Here is an 18964-nt window from a genome sequence, read left to right as displayed (position 1 = left end):
CACCCCCGCCCCCCGCGCCCCCGGGGCGGCCCCCCCCCCCCCCCCCCACCCCCCCCCCCCCCCCCCCCCCGGGGGGGGGGGCGGGGGGCGGGGGGGGGGGGGGGCCCCCCCCCCCACCCCCGCCGCATCCGTGTTGTCGGTGGTGCTCCGTAGACTGGCCCTGTGAGTGAGCAGCCCCCGTCCAGCGACAGCGACGACTTCGACGAGATCGTGGAAGCCGAGACCGACCGAGACCCCGACCTGGCGGTGATCGAGGCCGGCAGCCGTACGTTGCGTGCGCAGGCCGGTCCGCCCCAGGCCTCCGAGGTCGTGCCCGCGCGGCCCGCCGACCCGGAGGTGGACAAGGCGCTGCGGGAGGTGGAGCAGGAGCTCGCCACCCGCTGGGGCGAGACCAAGCTGGAGCCGTCGGTGACGCGGATCGCGGCGCTGATGGACGTGCTGGGCGAGCCGCAGCGCGCGTACCCCTCGATCCACATCACGGGCACCAACGGCAAGACGTCCACGGCCCGGATGATCGAGGCCCTGCTCGGCGCGTTCGACCTGCGCACCGGGCGGTACACCTCGCCGCACGTGCAGTCGATCACCGAGCGGATCAGCCTGGACGGCGCGCCGATCAGCCACGAGCGCTTCATCGAGACGTACCGGGACATCAAGCCGTACGTGGAGATGGTCGACGGCTCCCAGGACTACCGGCTGTCCTTCTTCGAGGTCCTCACCGGCATGGCGTACGCCGCGTTCGCCGACGCGCCGGTCGACGTGGCCGTCGTCGAGGTCGGCATGGGCGGTAGCTGGGACGCGACGAACGTGATCGACGGCGATGTCGCCGTGGTCACCCCCATCGACCTGGACCACACGGACCGGCTGGGCTCCACGCCCGCCGAGATCGCGGGCGAGAAGTCCGGGATCATCAAGCAGGGCGCCACGGTCATCCTGGCCCAGCAGCCGGTGGACGCGGCGCAGGTGATGCTGAAGAAGGCCGTCGAGGTGGACGCGACGGTGGCCCGCGAGGGCATGGAGTTCGGCGTCGTCTCGCGCGAGGTCGCGGTCGGCGGCCAACTGCTGACGCTGCGCGGGCTCGGCGGTGAGTACGAGGAGATCTTCCTGCCGCTGTACGGCGCGCACCAGGCGCACAACGCGGCGGTGGCGCTGGCGGCCGTGGAGGCGTTCTTCGGCGTGGGCGCCCAGGAGGCGCGGACGCTGGACGTGGACCGGGTCCGCCAGGCGTTCGCCTCGGTGGTCTCGCCGGGCCGCCTGGAGGTCGTGCGGCGCAGCCCGACCGTGGTGCTGGACGCGGCGCACAACCCGGCGGGCGCGCGGGCCACGGCCGCGGGCATCAGCGAGGCGTTCGGCTTCTCCCGGCTGGTGGGTGTCGTCGGCACGAGCGGCGACAAGGACGTGAGGGGCCTGCTGGAGGCGTTCGAGCCGATCTTCGCGGAGGTCGTCGTCACGCAGAACTCCAGCCACCGCGCGATGGACGCCGACGAGCTGGCCGCCATCGCCGTCGAGGTCTTCGGCGACGAGCGGGTCGTGGTGGAGCCGCGGCTGCCCGACGCCCTGGAGGCCGCGATCACGCTGGCGGAGGAGGAGGCCGAGTTCGCGGGCGCGGGCGTCCTCGTGACGGGTTCGGTGATCACGGTCGGCGAGGCCCGGCTGCTGCTGCTGGGGAAGGGCTGAGGTTTCTCGATGCGTACGCTCTGTGCGTCCACACTGATCGGCGAGTTCTTCGTGATCGGCTTCGCCGGGCTGGTGGCCATGAAGGACGACAGCCTGACGATGGGCACGGTCTGGACGGTGTGCGGTGTCCTGATGGCCCTGAGCGTCCTGCTGTGCGGCATGATCACCCGGCCGGGCGGTATACAGCTCGGCTGGGCGCTCCAGGTGGCGCTGATCCTCAGCGGCTTCATCGTGCCGGTGATGTTCTTCCTGGGCGCGGTGTTCGCGGGGCTGTGGTGGGCGTCGGTCCACTTCGGCCGGAAGGTCGACGAGGCCAAGGCCAAATGGGCGGCCCAGGCCTAGGGCCGTTTCGGGGGCTCTGCCCCCGGGCGGCCCCCGGGCCCGTGGCGGGGGTGTGTAGGGGCCGGCCCCGGCCCCCAGGCCCCGGGCGCGCCCGCTCCTGGCTCACCCGAAGGGGGGCCCCGGCGTCCCGGCCACGGGACCCGGTACCCGGTGCCGGGGCACCGTGCGGCCCCTGTAGCCTCTGCTCACCGCACACGTATGCCTGCAAGGAGCCGTAACACATGACCCAGCGCACCCTCGTCCTCCTCAAGCCGGACGCCGTCCGCCGTGGCCTGATCGGCGAGATCATCGGTCGTATCGAGCGCAAGGCCGGCTGGGCCATCACCGCGCTGGAGCTGCGCCACCTGGACCAGGACACGCTGGAGCAGCACTACGGCGAGCACAAGGGCAAGCCGTTCTACGAGCCGCTGGTCGCCTTCATGTCGTCCGGGCCGGTCGTCGCGCTGGTCGTCGAGGGTGAGCGGGTCATCGAGGGCGTACGCCAGCTCGCCGGGCCGACGGACCCGATCGCCGCGGCGCCCGGGTCCATCCGTGGCGATTTCGGCACCATCGTCCGGGAGAACCTGATCCACGCCTCGGACTCGGAGGAGTCCGCCATTCGGGAACTCAAGATTTTCTTCCCCGGAATTGCCTGACCCGCTGTCAGCCATACAGCGCTCGGACCTGGGGCGACCGAAGGAATTTCGGTCGCCCTTCGGCATATGAACGGCCCGAGCGGGAACGCATCGCTCCGACACTTCGTCACCTATACAGAGGCGGGCCACCGCGCCGTGTCCGCGCAGGCGGGACTACGATGTGAAACTCCTCGCCACACCACCCACCTCGCCGACCTGAGAAGCCGTCAACGCTCTAATTGGGAAGGCCCGACGCATCCTCATGGGAAACAAGGGGAACTCAATGTCGTTCATCGGCCGTGACATGGCTGTCGACCTCGGGACCGCCAACACGCTGGTGTACGTGAGGGGTCGCGGCATCGTCCTCAACGAGCCGTCCGTCGTCGCGATCAACACCAACACCGGCGGCATCCTGGCGGTCGGCGCCGAAGCGAAGAAGATGATCGGTCGGACACCCGGCAACATCGTGGCGGTCCGGCCGCTGAAGGACGGCGTGATCGCCGACTTCGAGATCACGGAGCGTATGCTCCGGTACTTCATCCTCAAGATCCACAAGCGCCGCTACCTGGCCCGCCCGCGCGTCGTCGTCTGTGTGCCCTCCGGCATCACCGGCGTCGAGCGCCGCGCCGTCATCGAAGCGTCCACCCAGGCGGGCGCCCGCCAGGTGCACATCATCGAGGAGCCCATGGCCGCCGCCATCGGCTCCGGCCTCCCGGTCCACGAGGCCACCGGCAACATGGTCGTCGACATCGGTGGCGGCACCACCGAGGTCGCCGTCATCTCGCTCGGCGGAATCGTCACGGCACAGTCCATCCGGGTGGCCGGCGACGAGCTGGACAACGCGATCATCCAGCACATCAAGAAGGAGTACAGCCTCCTCCTCGGTGAGCGGACCGCCGAACAGATCAAGATCACCATCGGCTCGGCGTACGACCTCGACACCGACGAGCACACCGAGATCCGCGGCCGGGACCTGGTCTCCGGACTGCCGAAGACGGTCGTCATCTCGGCCGCCGAGGTCCGCAAGGCGATCGAGGAGCCGGTCAACGCCATCGTCGACGCCGTCAAGACCACCCTCGACAAGTGCCCGCCGGAGCTGTCCGGCGACGTCATGGACCGGGGCATCGTCCTCACCGGCGGCGGCGCCCTGCTGCGCGGCCTCGACGAGCGGCTGCGCCGGGAGACCGGCATGCCCATCCACATCGCCGAGGACCCGCTGGACTCGGTGGCGCTCGGCTCCGGCAAGTGCGTCGAGGAGTTCGAGGCGCTCCAGCAGGTGCTGGACGCCCAGCCGCGCAGATAGCGGGGCCCACAGGTCAGCCGTACGGGTGCTGCCAGACCCGTACGGCTGATCGTTGATCCGGTTGACCCGGTTGGTATAACGGCACAAACATTCCTACGAGGAAGGCACGGCCGCCCCACGTGAGGGACACACGAGAGAGCCGGCTGCTCCTGGTGCTGCTGGTCGCCATCGCGTTCGCGCTGATCACGGTGGACATCCGCGGCGGCGAGGAGTCACCCGTCGACGGCGCCCGACGGGCAGCCGCCACTGTCTTCGGCCCGGTCGAGAACAGCGTCGCGTCCGCCGTCAACCCGGTCGGCAACGCCATCGCGGCCGTGCGGGACTCGGGTGAACGCCACAACCGCATCGCGGAGCTGGAGCGGGAGAACGCCGCGCTCAAGGCGAAACTCGGCAGCGACGACCGCAACCGCAGCCGCGTACGCGAACTCGACAACCTGCTCAAGAAGGCCGGCGCCGGCCAGTACGGCATCAAGGCGGCCGAGGTCATCGCCATAGGAGCCGCCCAGGGCTTCAACTGGACGGTGACCATCGACGCCGGCTCCAACGACGGCATCAAGCGGGACATGACCGTCATCAACGGGGACGGCCTCGTCGGCCGCGTCACCACCGTCGGGCCCGGCACCGCCACGGTCCTGCTCGCCAACGACCCGGACTTCACCGTCGGCACCCGCATGGAGAGGTCCGACGAGCTGGGCTTCGCCACCGGCCAGGGCGACCGCCCGCTGTCCGTGCAGCTCCTCAACGGCAAGGCCAAGGTCAAGGCGGGCGACCGGCTGGTCACCTTCGGCTCGCAGGCCGACAAGCCGTTCGTGCCCGGCGTCCCGGTCGGCGAGGTGGTCCGGGTCGACCCCTCCACCGGAAACCTCACGCGGAACATCTACGTACGTCCCTACGTCGGCTTCAGCAAGCTCGACATCGTCGGCGTCGTCGTCCAGGCCCCGCGCACCGACCCCCGCGACACCGTCCTGCCGCCCAAGCCCACGCCCGAGCCGACCGTCACGGTCACGGTGACCCCGTCCCCGGCCGCGACGCCCAGTGGCGCGCCGAGCGGGCAGCCGGAGGAGGAGTGACCGTGCGTTTCAACCGGATCCTGCTCTCCACGACCCTCGTCGTCGTCGCCCTCGTCCTCCAGGTCTCGATCCTGGCCCGCCTCCAGCTCCCCGGCGCCGTCCCCGACCTGCTGCTGCTCGTCGTCGTCGGCCTCGCCCTGGTGTACGGGCACGTCAGCGGCGCCCTCATCGGCTTCGGCGCCGGCCTCCTCGCCGACCTCGCCCCGCCCGCCGACCACGCAGCCGGGCGGTACGCCCTGGTCCTGTGCGTCATCGGCTACCTCGTCGGCCTCGCCAAGCCCGAGAACGGCCAACTGCGCTCCGCGACCGGTCCCATGGTCATGGTCGTCGTCGCCGCCGTCTCCTCGACCCTGCTGTACGCGGGCGTCGGCGCCCTCGTCGGCGACACCGCCGCCCGCCACGTCGGCCTGGTCTCGCTGCTGATCACCGCCGTGATCTACGACCTGCTGCTCGCGCCCTTCACCGTGCCGCTGATCATGGCCCTCGCCAGACGCGCCGAGAACGATCCCCTCGCCGAGACCACCAACGCGGGCACCGACGTCGCCTCGGGCTTCATGGCGAACGGCACCGGCCTGAGGATCGGCGAACAGCGCGGTGTCCTGCGTATCAAGGCCGCCCGCAACCGGGCGGCGCGGGCCGGCCGCATCAAGGGCGTCAAGCGACTGTGACCGAGGGGGCAACCGCGTCATGAGCAACATCCCCGAGACCGGGCGGACCCCCAGGGTCCAGATCCGCCTCATCGTCATCCAGGTCCTGGTCTTCTCGCTGCTCCTCACCCTCGGCGGCCGCCTCTGGTACCTCCAGATCCGGCAGGGCAAGGAGTACACCGACGAGGCACGGAACAACCACGTCCAGCAGGTCGTCCAGCCGGCCGTCCGCGGCTCCATCCTCGACGCCCGCGGCGTCCCCCTCGCCGACAACGAGACCCGCCTCGTGGTCTCCGCGTCCCGCACCGAGCTGCTGAAGATGAAGGACGACGGCAAGGGCGTCCTCACCCGGCTGGCCGGCGTCCTGGGCATGAAGCCCAAGGACGTCATGGACAAGATCCGCCTCTGCGACTCCGAGACCCCCCAGCCCTGCTGGAACGGCTCACCCTTCCAGCCGATCCCCGTCACCGACGAGGCCACCACCCAGCAGGCCCTCCAGATCCGCGAGCGCGCCGAGGACTTCCCCGGCATCACCGCCGAGCCCACCGCCGTACGCCGCTACACCGCGCCCGGCGGCGCCCGCGCCGCGCAGGTCCTCGGCTACCTCTCGCCCGTCACCGACGAGGAGATCAAGGAGGCCAAGGACTCCGACTCGCCGTTCCTCCGCTCCGACCAGGTCGGCCGCTCCGGCCTTGAACGCACGTACGACAAGGCGCTGCGCGGCAAGGCCGGCGTCACCCGCTACGAGGTCGACAACCTGGGCCGGGTCCTCGGCGAGGCGGAGAGCGACCCGGGCAGGCCCGGCGCCAACGTCGTCACGTCCATCGACGCGCGCGTCCAGGCGGTCGCCGAGTACGAGCTCAACGCGGCGATGAAGGCCGTGCGGAAGGAGACCGACAAGGTCACCGGCCGCCCGTACAAGGCGGACGCGGGCGCCGTCGTCGTCATGGAGTCCAAGACCGGCCGCGTCGTCGCCATGGCCTCCCAGCCCGACTACGACCCCAACGCCTGGGTCGGCGGCATCTCCGCCAAGGAGTACGCCAGGATGACCGGCAAGAGCTCCAACTACCCGCTGCTCAACCGGGCCATCCAGGGCCAGGCACCCGCCGGTTCCGTCTTCAAGGTGGTCTCGGCGAGCGCGGCGGTGCGGGCCGGCAACCCCTTCGACGGCCGCTACAACTGCAGCAGCTCCTACAGCCTCGGCGGCCGGAGCTTCGCCAACTTCGAGTCCAGGGGACACGGCCCCATCTCCCTCGGCGACGCCCTCAAGTTCTCCTGCAACACCGTCTTCTACCGCCTCGGTCACGAGGAGTGGCAGCGCGACGGCGGCCTCAAGCCGAAGAAGAACGCCAACGACTGGTTCTACCGGACCGCCCACGACTTCGGCTTCGGCTCCGAGACCGGCATCGACCTGCCCAACGAGGTCAAGGGCCGCATCCCCGACCGGCACTGGAAGCAGGCGTTCTGGGAGGCCAACAAGGACGCGTGGTGCAAGCAGGGCAAGAAGGGCGGCAGCTACGTCGAGCAGATCGCCTATGAGAGCTGCCTCGAAGGCAACCAGCTCAAGGCCTTCGACAGCATCAACTTCGCCATCGGCCAGGGCGACGTCCTCATCACCCCCATCCAGCTCGCCACCGCCTACGCCGCCATCAGCAACGGCGGCACCCTCCACAAGCCCACCATCGGCAAGGCCGTGATCAGCCCCGACGGCAAGAAGGTCGAGGAGATCAAGCCCCGGCCCCACGGCAGGCTGCCGGTCGACGCCCAGACCATCAGCGACCTCGACAAGGGCCTGCGCTCCGTCGTCGAACCCGGCGGCACCGCCGCCTGGCGGTTCGGCGGCTGGCCGCAGGACAAGATCCCGATGCGGGCCAAGACCGGCACCGCCCAGGTCTACGGCAAGCAGACCACCTCGTGGTTCGCCACCTACACCGACGACTTCACGATCGTGATGACGATCTCCCAGGGCGGTACGGGTTCCGGCGCCTCCGGCCCCGCCGTGCGCAACATCTACGACGCCATCTACGGACTCGACGACGCCGGCAACCAGGACCTCAAGCGCGCCCTGCTGCCCAAGCCGCAGGCCGAGCTGCCCAGGATCCAGCCCGACGGCACCATCGAGGCGCCGCCGGTCAAGCCGTACGACCCCAACTCCCAGAAGGTCGATCCGGCCAAGCAGGGCGACGGAGAGCGGCCGCTCGCGGGCCCGCCCCCCGTCTGGAGGGACTGACCCACGATGACCGGCACCAACAAGTTCTCCGTCTCGCGGTACGCGCCCGACCGCGGCGCCTGGGGCAAGCTCACCGCCCGCGACTCGATGGTGCGCAGGCTCGACTGGCCGCTGCTGTTCTCCGCCATCGCGCTGTCCTTCATCGGCTCGCTCCTGGTGTGGTCCGCCACCCGCAACCGCACCGAGCTCAACCAGGGCGACCCGTACTACTTCCTGTTCCGCCACGTCCTCAACACCGGCATCGGCATCGCCCTGATGGTCGGCACCATCTGGCTCGGCCACCGCACCCTGCGCGGCGCGGTACCGGTGCTGTACGGGCTGTCGGTGGTGCTCGTCCTGCTCGTCCTCACCCCGCTCGGCGCGACCATCAACGGCGCGCACGCGTGGATCGTGATCGGCGGCGGATTCTCGCTCCAGCCCTCCGAGTTCGTGAAGATCACGATCATCCTGGGCATGGCGATGCTGCTGGCCGCCAAGGTCGACGCCGGCGACCAGGTCCACCCCGACCACCGCACGGTCGCCAAGTCCCTCGTCCTCGCCGTCCTGCCGATGGTCATCGTCATGCTGATGCCCGACCTCGGCTCGGTGATGGTGATGGTCGTCATCGTGCTGGGCGTGCTGCTCGGCTCGGGCGCCTCCAACCGGTGGGTCTTCGGCCTCATCGGCGCGGGCGTCATCGGCGCGGTGGCCGTCGCCGCGCTCGGCGTGCTCGACCAGTACCAGATCAACCGCTTCGCCGCGTTCGCCAACCCCGAACTCGACCCGGCGGGCGCCGGCTACAACACCAACCAGGCGCGCATCGCCATCGGCTCCGGCGGGCTGTACGGGGCGGGGCTGTTCAACGGCCACCAGACCACCGGCCAGTTCGTCCCCGAACAGCAGACCGACTTCATCTTCACCGTCGCCGGTGAGGAGCTCGGCTTCATCGGCGGGGCCACGATCATCGCGCTCCTCGGCGTCGTGCTGTGGCGCGCCTGCCGGATCGCCCGCGAGACGAGCGAGCTGTACGGCACGATCGTCGCCGCCGGGATCATCGCCTGGTTCGCGTTCCAGTCCTTCGAGAACATCGGCATGACGCTCGGCATCATGCCGGTCGCGGGCCTGCCACTGCCGTTCGTGTCCTACGGAGGATCGTCGATGTTCGCGGTGTGGGTGGCGATCGGACTGCTCCAGTCGATCAGGGTGCAGCGGCCGCTGACCGCATAGACCACGCGTGCGCGGGTATCCGCTGTCGAGTGATGGCGGATGTGAAGCGCGAGATCGAGCGGAAGTACGAAGCGGCCCCCGACACCCGGCTGCCGGACCTCACCGGGGTACGGAACGTCGCGGCCGTCGTCGACAAGGGCGCCGTCGAGCTGGACGCCGTCTACTACGACACCGAGGACCTCCGCCTCGCCGCCGCCTCCATCACCCTGCGCCGCCGCACCGGTGGCGACGACGCCGGCTGGCACCTGAAACTGCCGGTCGCCCCCGGGGTACGGGACGAGCTGCGCGCCCCGCTGGAGGACGACGTGCCGCGCTCCCTGGCCGGGCTGGTCCACGCCCGCACCCGGGGCGCCGCGCTCGTCCCGCTGGTACGGCTCCGCTCCCACCGGCAGGTGCGCCACCTCGTCGACGCCGAGGGCGCCCTGCTCGCCGAAGCGGCCACCGACACGGTCCGAGCCGAACGGATCGCGGGCGGGGACGGCGGCACCGTCGAGTGGACCGAGATCGAGGTCGAGCTCGCCGACGGCGGCGACCCCGCGCTCCTCGACGCCGTGCACAAACGGCTCCGCAAGAAGGGCCTGAGGCCCGCCGGTTCGGCGTCCAAGCTCGCCAAGGCGCTCGACCACACCGGATGGCGGCCCCCGGCGCCCCCCGAGGAGGACTCCACCGCCGGCGGGCGCGTCCTCGCCCACCTGCGCGAGCAGGCCGGCCAACTGGTCACCTACGACGCCGCCGTACGCCGCGACCTGCCGGACTCCGTCCACCGGATGCGCGTCGCCACCCGCAAGCTGCGCAGCGCCTTCCGCACGTACCGCAAGATCCTCGACCGCCGCGCCACCGACCCCGTCGCGAGCGAGCTGAAGTGGCTCGCCGGGGAGCTGGGCGTCGACCGCGACCAGGAGGTGCTCACCGAGCGGCTCACCTCCCGCATCGACGCCCTGCCCGTCACGCTGCTCCTGGGCCCGGTCCGGGGACGCCTCCGCGCCTGGGCCGGCGCCGGGCGCGCCGGATCGCGCGGCCGCACCCTCGCCGTCCTCGACAGCGAGCGGTACACCGCCCTGCTGGACGCCCTCGACGCCCTGCTCGCCGACCCGCCGCTGCGCCCGGCCGCCGGGAAGCCCGCCCGCGCGGTGCTGCCCCGCGCGGTCCTCAAGGACTACGAGCGGCTCGCCGCCCGTATGGAGCGCGCCCTCGCCCTTCCCGCCGGCCACGACCGGGACGTCGCCATGCACGAGGCCCGCAAGGCGGCCAAGCGCGTCCGGTACGCCGCCGAGGCCGCCGCGCCCGCGCTCGGTAAGCCCGCGAAACGGCTCGCCAAGCGGGTGAAGGCCGTCCAGAAGGTGCTCGGCGACCACCAGGACAGCGTCGTCGCCCGCGACACCCTCCGGAACCTGGCCATCCAGGCGCACGCGGCCGGTGAGACGGCGTTCACCTGGGGCCTGCTGTACGGCCAGGAGGAGGCCCGGGCGGCCCGGCGCGAGCGGGAGCTGCCGGAGGTGTGGGCGCGGGCGGTGCCCGGGAAACTGCGGCGGCTCTGACCGTCCGGGCACCGGGGTACGCTTGAGAGTCGCCCTGCCAGCTCACGAAGGTTCGCGAGATGCCTGCCGAGTCCGTCTTCCCTCAGCTCGAAGCTCTGCTTCCGCATGTGCAGAAGCCGATCCAGTACGTCGGCGGTGAGCTCAACTCCACGGTCAAGCCGTGGGACGAGTGCGACGTCCGTTGGGCGCTCATGTACCCGGACGCGTACGAAGTGGGCCTGCCCAACCAGGGCGTCATGATCCTGTACGAGGTACTGAACGAGCGCGAGGGCGTCCTCGCGGAGCGTACGTACAGCGTCTGGCCCGACCTCGAAGCGCTGATGCGCGAGCACCATGTGCCGCAGTTCACCGTGGACAGCCACCGGCCCGTGAAGGCGTTCGACGTCTTCGGGCTGAGCTTCTCCACCGAGCTGGGCTACACCAACATGCTCACGGCTCTCGACCTTGCGGGCATCCCGCTGGAGTCCAAGGACCGCACGCTCGACGACCCGATCGTGCTCGCGGGCGGCCACGCCGCGTTCAACCCCGAGCCGATCGCCGACTTCATCGACGCGGCGATCATCGGCGACGGCGAGCAGGCCGTGCTCGACATGACCGAGATCATCCGCGCCTGGAAGGCGGAGGGCCGCCCCGGCGGCCGCGAGGAGGTCCTCTTCCGCCTCGCGAAGACCGGCTCGGTCTACATCCCGGCGTTCTACGACGTCGAGTACCTCCCCGACGGCCGCATCGGCCGTGTCGTGCCCAACAAGTCGGGCGTCCCGTGGCGTGTGTCCAAGCACACCGTCATGGACCTCGACGAGTGGCCCTACCCCAAGCAGCCGCTCGTCCCGCTCGCCGAGACCGTCCACGAGCGGATGTCCGTCGAGATCTTCCGCGGCTGCACCCGCGGCTGCCGCTTCTGCCAGGCCGGCATGATCACGCGCCCCGTGCGGGAGCGAAGCATCACCGGCATCGGCGAGATGGTGGACAAGGGCCTGAAGGCCACCGGCTTTGAGGAGGTCGGCCTCCTCTCCCTCTCCTCCGCCGACCACTCCGAGATCGGTGACATCGCCAAGGGCCTCGCCGACCGGTACGAGGACGACAAGATCGGCCTGTCGCTCCCCTCCACCCGCGTCGACGCGTTCAACGTCGACCTCGCCAACGAGCTGACCAGGAACGGCCGCCGCTCCGGCCTGACCTTCGCCCCCGAGGGCGGCTCCGAGCGCATGCGCAAGGTCATCAACAAGATGGTCTCGGAGGAGGACCTGATCCGCACCGTCGCCACCGCGTACGGCAACGGCTGGCGCCAGGTGAAGCTGTACTTCATGTGCGGCCTGCCGACCGAGACCGACGACGACGTGCTCCAGATCGCCGACATGGCGGCCAGCGTCATCGCCAAGGGCCGCGAGGTGTCGAAGGCCAACGACATCCGCTGCACGGTCTCCATCGGCGGCTTCGTGCCCAAGCCGCACACGCCGTTCCAGTGGGCCCCGCAGCTCTCCGCCGAGGAGACCGACGCCCGGCTGGAGAAGCTCCGCGACAAGATCCGCGGCGACAAGAAGTACGGCCGCTCCATCGGCTTCCGCTACCACGACGGCAAGCCCGGCATCGTCGAGGGCCTGCTCTCGCGCGGCGACCGCCGCGTGGGCGACGTCATCCGCGCCGTCTACGAGGACGGCGGCCGCTTCGACGGCTGGCGTGAGCACTTCTCGTACGACCGCTGGATGGCGTGTGCGGAGAAGACGCTGCCCAAGTACGGCGTGGACGTCGACTGGTACACCACCCGTGAGCGTACGTACGAGGAGGTCCTGCCCTGGGACCACCTGGACTCCGGTCTGGACAAGGACTGGCTCTGGGAGGACTGGCAGGACGCGCTCGACGAGACCGAGGTCGAGGACTGCCGCTGGACGCCGTGCTTCGACTGCGGTGTCTGCCCGCAGATGGACACCCACATCCAGATCGGCCCGACCGGCAAGAAGCTGCTGCCGCTGACCGTCGTCAAGTAGCCGCACGCAGCCGCGTAACGTCCGCGCAACGGCCCGGCCCGGGGAGAAACCCCAGGCCGGGCCGTTCGCGTCATCACGGGCATGAATGTGGAGAGGCGTGAGCCCGAGGGGTGCCTCACGGCGGCGATCCGGATTCCGGTGCGGATCGCGGTGCTGCTCGTCGTCGTGCCCGTACGCATGGTCTGGGACGCCCTCACCGTCTGCTGCCGGGCACTCGACCGGGTGCTGCTGCGGCCGCTCGGCCGGGCGCTGGGGTGGCTGTGGGACACCCTGGCCGTCCCCGTCGGCCGCGCCGTGGCGTGGCTCGTGGCGGGCCTGGTCAGGTACGGCCTGGTCGTCCCCTGCGCGTGGCTGTACCGCTGGGTGCTCGCGCCGGCCGGGCGCGGCACCGCCTGGCTCGCCGGGATGCTCGCCGCCGGGGTGGCATGGGTGGTCACCACCCTGTTGGTCACGCCGCTGCTCTGGCTGTTCCGCACGGTCCTGCGGCCGCTCGGGCGGGGCGTGGGCCTGGTCCTGTGGGCCGTGCTGGTGTGGCCCTGGACCGCGCTGTACCGGTGGGTGATGACCCCGGTCGGGCACGGCCTGGTGTGGCTGTACGCGCACGCTCTGGTTCCGCTCGGGCGCGGGCTGCGGGCGGCCGCACGATGGCTCGGGAACGTGCTGATCGTCGTGCCCGCCGTGTTCGTGTACCGCTGGGTGCTCACGCCGGTCGGGCGGCTGCTCGTCGTCGTCGGGCGGGAGATACGCGACGCGGTCGTGGTGGCGTGGCGCGTTGCCGGGTACGTCTCCCGGGCGGTGGGGCGCGCGCTGAAGTGGCTGGCCTGGCACCTGGCCGGCCGCCCCATGACCTGGTTCTACCGCAGCGTGTGCACACCGGTCGGCCACGCCCTGCGCGACCACCTGTGGCGGCCGGTACGGAACGCCGCCGTCGAGGCGGGCCGCGCAGCCAGGGCCGCGCTCGCCTCCGCCGCGGAAACGGTGCGCCGGGCGCGCCGGGACGCGTGGCGGGCGCTGGCCGGGGGAGCCCGGGACGGACGGCCTGGGGAACCCGCCGGAGCTCCGGCGCGTAGTCTGGGTAGTACAACGACCGCGCCCGGCGTGGCGCCCGCACCCGAGATCTCCCTGCGAAAGCGGGGGTGAGCCGGGCGGGACCCCCGGGAGCCGCCCGAATTTTCGTGGGCGGAGCGCCACCGCGCCCGCCCCGCACCGAGGAGAAGAACCACTGGGCAAGCGACAGCCCGAAGGCCCGCCGCCCGCACCGGCAGTGCAGCGCATCCGCCTGCGCTACACCAAGCGCGGCCGCCTCCGGTTCACCAGCCACCGCGACTTCCAGCGCGCGTTCGAGCGTGCGCTGCGGCGCGCCGAGGTGCCCATGGCGTACTCGGCGGGCTTCACCCCGCACCCCAAGGTCTCGTACGCCAACGCCGCCCCCACCGGTACGGGCTCCGAGGCCGAGTACCTGGAGATCGCGCTCACCGAGCCCCGCGACCCGCAGCAACTGCGCGAGCTGCTCGACGAGTCGCTGCCGGACGGGCTCGACATCACCGACGCCGTCGAGGCCCGGACGCCGGGTCTCGCCGACCGGCTGACCGCCTCCGTCTGGGAGCTGCGGCTCGACGGGGTGACGGTCGAGGACACCGAGCGCGCCGCCGCCGCCTTCCTCGCCGCCGACGCCGTCGAGGTGCAGCGCAAGACGAAGAACGGCATGCGCACCTTCGACGCCCGGGCCGCCGTGGCGGGCCTGGAGGCCGCTCCGGCCGCGGGCGATAGGCCCGGACAGGGGCCCTGTGCGATACTGCGGCTGGTTGTTCGGCACGTGACACCTGCCGTACGACCCGACGACGTCCTGTCCGGTCTCCGAGCTGTGGCCGACCTGGCGCCGCCGGTCCCCGCAGCGGTGACCAGGCTGGCGCAGGGGCTCTTCGACGAGGAGTCCGGCACGGTGACCGACCCGCTCGCGCCCGACCGCGAGGCAGTCACGGCCGCCCCACCCAAGGCCGCCGGACTCGCCGCCGCCCCGGAGCCGACAGGTGCGGGTTCCGCGTAGGGCGGTCGTTGTAGCGCGGCCCTGGTACTCGGGAGCCACCTGGGTCGGGCCGCGTACACCCACAGGAGACTTTCGCCAGGCCGTACGCACAAGGCGTACGGAACCGGCGAGCCAGACATAACAGCTCCCGTGCGGCGCCGCGCCAGACGCGGCGCCCGGGAGCGTGACGGGAGAACCGCCCGCATGCTCGAGCCGAACGACACCGGCACCACCGCCGGTAACCACAACGAAGAGAACAACTCACCCAGCGACACGCTGCCGCCGCGCCGCCGTCGCCGCGCCGCGTCGCGCCCCGCCGGCCCGCCGGTCACGGCGAGCGCCGCTGACGCACCGGTCGGCGAGGTCGTCGTCGAGACGCCCGCCGCAGAGCCGGCCGATGTGGCCTCCCTCGCCGAGGCGCCCAACGAGGCCCCCGAGCCCGCTCCGGCCCGTACGCGTCGCCGTGCCACCCGCAAGGCCACGGCCCCGGCGGGTGCCCCGCAGGTCGCCGAGGCCGCCGCCGAGGAGCCCGAGGCGCAGCCCGAGGCCGCCCCGGCCCCCGCGCGCCGCCGTGCCACCCGTAAGGCGACTGCTCCGGCGGGTGCCCCGCAGGCCGCGGAGGCCCCGGTCACCGAGGAGCCGCAGGCCGTCGAGGCGCCGGCCGCCGAGGAGCCCGAGGCCGCCCCGGCGCGTCCGCGTCGCCGTGCCACCCGTAAGGCCACGGCCCCGGCGGGTGCCCCGCAGGTGGCGGAGGCCGCCGCCGAGGAGCCCGAGGCGCAGCCCGAGGCCGCCCCGGCCCCCGCGCGCCGCCGTGCCACCCGTAAGGCCACCGCCGCGGCGGGTGCCCCGCAGGTCGCCGAGGCCCCGGTCACCGAGGAGCCGCAGGGCGCCGAGGCCCCGGCGGTCGAGGAGCCCGAGGCGCCGGCCGCCGAGGAGGCCGAGGCCGCCCCACGCCGTACCCGTCGCCGCGCCACCCGCAAGGCGACCGCGCCCGCCGGTGCACCGCAGCCGCAGGCCGAGGCCCCGGCTGAGGAGGAGGCCGCCGAGACGGGCGAGAGCCTGCCGGCCGACACCGTCGCGCAGATCTCCTCCGACGAGGCCGGAGCCGAGGTCGCCGCCGCCGAGGAGGCCGCCTCCCGTGGCCGTACGCGCCGCCGCGCCACCGCCCCGCAGTTCACCGCCGAGCCGGTGAAGAAGCCCGAGCAGTCCCGTGGCCGCCGTGCCGCGCGCCCCGCCGTGCCGGTCTTCCAGGCCCCGGTCTTCACCGAGCCGATGTTCCAGACCCCGGAGACCGCCGCCGCCGCGGCCGCCGCCGAGGCCGCCGAGCAGGAGGAGACCGCGGAGGTCACCGAGACCGTCGCGCCGGCCGCCGAGGTGGCCGAGCAGCCCGAGACCGGTGGCCGCCGCCGCCGTCGCCGCCGTGGCGAGGCGGCCGAGCGGGTCGTCGAGCAGCCCGAGCCGGAGGCCGAGGCCCCGGCCGCCGTGGAGGCCGAGGAGGAGCCCGAGGCCGAGGCGGAGGCCGCCGGCGAGGAGACCGACGAGTTCGAGGACCGTCCCTCGCGCCGCCGCCGCCGTGGTGGCCGCCGTCGCCGCCGCGGCGAGGCCACCGAGGCGGAGGAGGCCGAGGAGGCCGCCCGCGCCGAGGAGGAGGCCGCCGAGGAAGAGGCCGAGGAAGAGGAAGAGGCCGAGGAGCACGAGGCCGGCACCCCGTCCGCCGCCGGCACCAGCAGCTCACGCCGCCGCCGTCGCCGCCGTCGCCGCAGCGGTGACACCGGCGTCGAGGCCGAGGCGACGGCCGAGGAGGACGGCGTCCGTACGGTCGTCAAGGTCCGCGAGCCGCGCCCCAAGGCCGAGCCGTCCGACGAGGTGCAGTCCATCAAGGGCTCGACCCGTCTGGAGGCGAAGAAGCAGCGCCGCCGCGAGGGCCGCGAGCAGGGCCGCCGCCGTGTGCCGATCATCACCGAGGCCGAGTTCCTGGCCCGCCGCGAGGCCGTCGAGCGTGTGATGGTCGTCCGCCAGAGCGGCGAGCGCACCCAGATCGGCGTCCTGGAAGACAACGTGCTCGTCGAGCACTACGTCAACAAGGAGCAGGCCACCAGCTACGTCGGCAACGTCTACCTGGGCAAGGTCCAGAACGTGCTGCCGTCCATGGAGGCCGCCTTCGTCGACATCGGCAAGGGCCGCAACGCCGTCCTGTACGCCGGTGAGGTCAACTTCGAGGCGCTCGGCATGGCCAACGGGCCGCGCCGCATCGAGACCGCGCTCAAGTCCGGCCAGTCCGTCCTCGTCCAGGTGACGAAGGACCCGATCGGCCACAAGGGCGCCCGCCTCACCAGCCAGGTCTCGCTGCCCGGCCGCTACCTGGTGTACGTGCCCGAGGGCTCGATGACCGGTATCAGCCGCAAGCTGCCCGACACCGAGCGCGCCCGGCTGAAGACCATCCTCAAGAAGATCGTCCCCGAGGACGCGGGCGTCATCGTGCGCACCGCCGCCGAGGGCGCGAGCGAGGACGAGCTGCGCCGTGACGTCGAGCGGCTCCAGGCGCAGTGGGAGGACATCCAGAAGAAGGCGAAGAACGGCAACGCCCCGACCCTTCTCTACGGTGAGCCCGACATGACCGTCCGGGTCGTCCGCGACATCTTCAACGAGGACTTCTCGAAGGTGATCGTCAGCGGCGACGAGGCGTGGAAGACCATCCACGGGTACGTGTCGCACGTCGCGCCCGACCTGGCGGACCGGCTCCAGCGCTGGACGTCGGAGACCGACGTCTTCGCGACGTACCGGATCGACGAGCAGCTCATGAAGGCGCTGGACCGCAAGGTCTGGCTGCCGTCCGGCGGTTCGCTGGTGATCGACAAGACCGAGGCGATGGTCGTGGTCGACGTCAACACCGGCAAGTTCACCGGCCAGGGCGGCAACCTGGAGGAGACCGTCACCAGGAACAACCTGGAGGCGGCCGAGGAGATCGTGCGCCAGCTCCGGCTGCGCGACCTGGGCGGCATCGTCGTCATCGACTTCATCGACATGGTGCTGGAGTCCAACCGGGACCTGGTGCTGCGGCGTCTGCTGGAGTGCCTGGGCCGGGACCGGACGAAGCACCAGGTCGCCGAGGTCACCTCGCTGGGCCTGGTCCAGATGACCCGCAAGCGGGTGGGCCAGGGCCTGCTGGAGTCCTTCTCCGAGACCTGCGTCCACTGCAACGGCCGTGGCGTGATCGTGCACATGGAGCAGCCGGCCACCGTGGGTGGCGGCGGCAACGGCGGCAAGCGTGCCAAGAAGCGCGCCCGTGCCGCCGAGGCCGAGGCCGAGGTGGCCGAGCTGGAGACGGCCGGCGCCGAGGCGGAGCCCGAGGTCGAGGTCGAGACCGAGGCCGAGGCCGAGGTCGCGGCGGAGGTCGCCGCCCCGGTGGCGGTGGAGGAGCCGTTCCGTCCGGACGAGGAGCTGTACTCCAGCGTCGCCGAGGCCGAGGCGGCCGCGGGCCGTGGCCGTTCGCGCCGCCGGGTCACCCGCAAGGCGACGGCCCCGGCCGGCGCGCCGAAGCCGGCCGTGGAGCCCGAGCCGCAGCCGGCGGTCGCCGAGGTGGCCCCCGAGGCCATCGAGGTGGAGGCCGCACCGGCTCTCGCCAGCGCCGCCGAGGAGGCACCCGCTCCCGTGGTCGCCGAGGCCCCGCAGGGCCGCACCCGGCGCCGGGCCACCCGCAAGGCGACCGCCCCGGCGGGCCCGCCGAAGCCGGTGGTGGCCGAGGAGGAGCCCGCGCCCGCGCCCGCGCCCGAGCAGGTCCGAGAGCCCGAGCCCGTCCAGGAGCCGGCGCCCGAGCCGGTCCAGGCCGAGCCCACGCCGGAGCCCGTCCAGCCGGTTGCCGAGGAGGCCCCCGCGGCCGCCCCGCCGCGTCCGCGCCGCCGGGTCGTCCGCAAGGTCACCGCTCCGGCCGGTTCCCCCGCGGGCGCCGCCGAGGCCGCGATCGTCGTCGTGAGCAGCGGTTCCACGGCGGAGCCCAAGGCCGAAGAGGCCGAGGAGGCGGTGGAGACCGAGGCGCCGGCCAAGAAGGCAGCGGCTCGCAAGACCGCCAAGAAGGCCACGGCGAAGAAGGCGGCCACCAAGAAGACGGCTGCCAAGAAGACGACCGCGGCGAAGAAGACGACCGCCAAGAAGGCGGCCACCAAGTCGGCGGCAAAGACCGCGAAGACGGCGAAGACGGCCAAGTCGGCCGCCAAGAAGACCGTCGCGGCCGAGCAGTAGGCTCGTAGGGCTCGTCCGGTAGTCGGTTCCGTGACCGTGGTCACGGAACCGACTACCGAACAGTTGGTGAGCGTCGATTGAACGTTCCGC

13 protein-coding genes are annotated in these 18964 nt (G+C 72.2%); all 13 read left to right on the top strand.

What is annotated here, in order from left to right:
- The first annotated feature begins 162 nt into the window (after nucleotides 1-162).
- The 13 genes from AB0J57_RS20200 to AB0J57_RS20140 all read left to right on the top strand — a co-directional run bounded on the left by AB0J57_RS20200 (nucleotide 163) and on the right by AB0J57_RS20140 (nucleotide 18874).
- Entirely contained in the window at nucleotides 163-1674 is a 1512-nt protein-coding gene (locus AB0J57_RS20200) for a folylpolyglutamate synthase/dihydrofolate synthase family protein (protein ID WP_366129577.1), read from the top strand.
- A 9-nt stretch (nucleotides 1675-1683) separates the two neighbouring features.
- Complete coding sequence (locus AB0J57_RS20195) at nucleotides 1684-2016, top strand: DUF4233 domain-containing protein (RefSeq protein WP_366129576.1); 333 nt, start codon at nucleotides 1684-1686, stop codon at nucleotides 2014-2016.
- A 221-nt stretch (nucleotides 2017-2237) separates the two neighbouring features.
- Entirely contained in the window at nucleotides 2238-2651 is a 414-nt protein-coding gene (gene ndk / locus AB0J57_RS20190) for a nucleoside-diphosphate kinase (protein WP_366129575.1), read from the top strand.
- A gap of 262 nt (nucleotides 2652-2913) precedes the next feature.
- On the top strand, nucleotides 2914-3933 hold the full coding sequence (locus tag AB0J57_RS20185) for a rod shape-determining protein (protein WP_073751217.1): 1020 nt from the start codon (nucleotides 2914-2916) through the stop codon (nucleotides 3931-3933).
- A gap of 119 nt (nucleotides 3934-4052) precedes the next feature.
- Nucleotides 4053-5003: a rod shape-determining protein MreC gene (gene mreC / locus AB0J57_RS20180; protein WP_366129574.1), complete on the top strand. Its 951-nt coding sequence runs from the start codon at nucleotides 4053-4055 to the stop codon at nucleotides 5001-5003.
- Nucleotides 5004-5005: 2 nt separating this feature from the next.
- Entirely contained in the window at nucleotides 5006-5671 is a 666-nt protein-coding gene (gene mreD / locus AB0J57_RS20175; RefSeq protein ID WP_366129573.1) for a rod shape-determining protein MreD, read from the top strand.
- A gap of 19 nt (nucleotides 5672-5690) precedes the next feature.
- Nucleotides 5691-7880 (top strand): penicillin-binding protein 2, encoded by a 2190-nt coding sequence (gene mrdA, locus AB0J57_RS20170; RefSeq protein WP_366129572.1) that lies wholly within the window; start codon nucleotides 5691-5693, stop codon nucleotides 7878-7880.
- Nucleotides 7881-7886: 6 nt separating this feature from the next.
- On the top strand, nucleotides 7887-9086 hold the full coding sequence (gene rodA, locus AB0J57_RS20165) for a rod shape-determining protein RodA (RefSeq protein ID WP_366129571.1): 1200 nt from the start codon (nucleotides 7887-7889) through the stop codon (nucleotides 9084-9086).
- Between the two features lie 32 nt (nucleotides 9087-9118).
- The gene (locus AB0J57_RS20160; RefSeq protein WP_366129570.1) at nucleotides 9119-10624 is read left to right on the top strand and encodes a CYTH and CHAD domain-containing protein; all 1506 of its coding nucleotides are present in this window, start codon (nucleotides 9119-9121) and stop codon (nucleotides 10622-10624) included.
- A 59-nt stretch (nucleotides 10625-10683) separates the two neighbouring features.
- Nucleotides 10684-12609, top strand: a complete 1926-nt coding sequence (locus tag AB0J57_RS20155) for a TIGR03960 family B12-binding radical SAM protein (RefSeq protein WP_366129569.1) — start codon at nucleotides 10684-10686, stop codon at nucleotides 12607-12609.
- Nucleotides 12610-12690: 81 nt separating this feature from the next.
- Nucleotides 12691-13749: a hypothetical protein gene (locus AB0J57_RS20150; protein ID WP_366129568.1), complete on the top strand. Its 1059-nt coding sequence runs from the start codon at nucleotides 12691-12693 to the stop codon at nucleotides 13747-13749.
- Nucleotides 13750-13873: 124 nt separating this feature from the next.
- Entirely contained in the window at nucleotides 13874-14656 is a 783-nt protein-coding gene (locus tag AB0J57_RS20145) for a TIGR03936 family radical SAM-associated protein (protein WP_366129567.1), read from the top strand.
- Nucleotides 14657-14839: 183 nt separating this feature from the next.
- A complete protein-coding gene (locus AB0J57_RS20140) occupies nucleotides 14840-18874 on the top strand; it encodes an Rne/Rng family ribonuclease (protein WP_366129566.1) in 4035 nt (1344 codons plus the stop codon).
- Nucleotides 18875-18964 lie beyond the last annotated feature (90 nt).

Origin of the sequence: Streptomyces sp. NPDC049837, from assembly GCF_040674455.1 — a bacterium.
Classification (GTDB): Bacteria; Actinomycetota; Actinomycetes; order Streptomycetales; family Streptomycetaceae; genus Streptomyces.
Note: the sequence above shows the minus strand (reverse complement) of the source record. Positions and strands in the feature narration are given on the sequence as shown.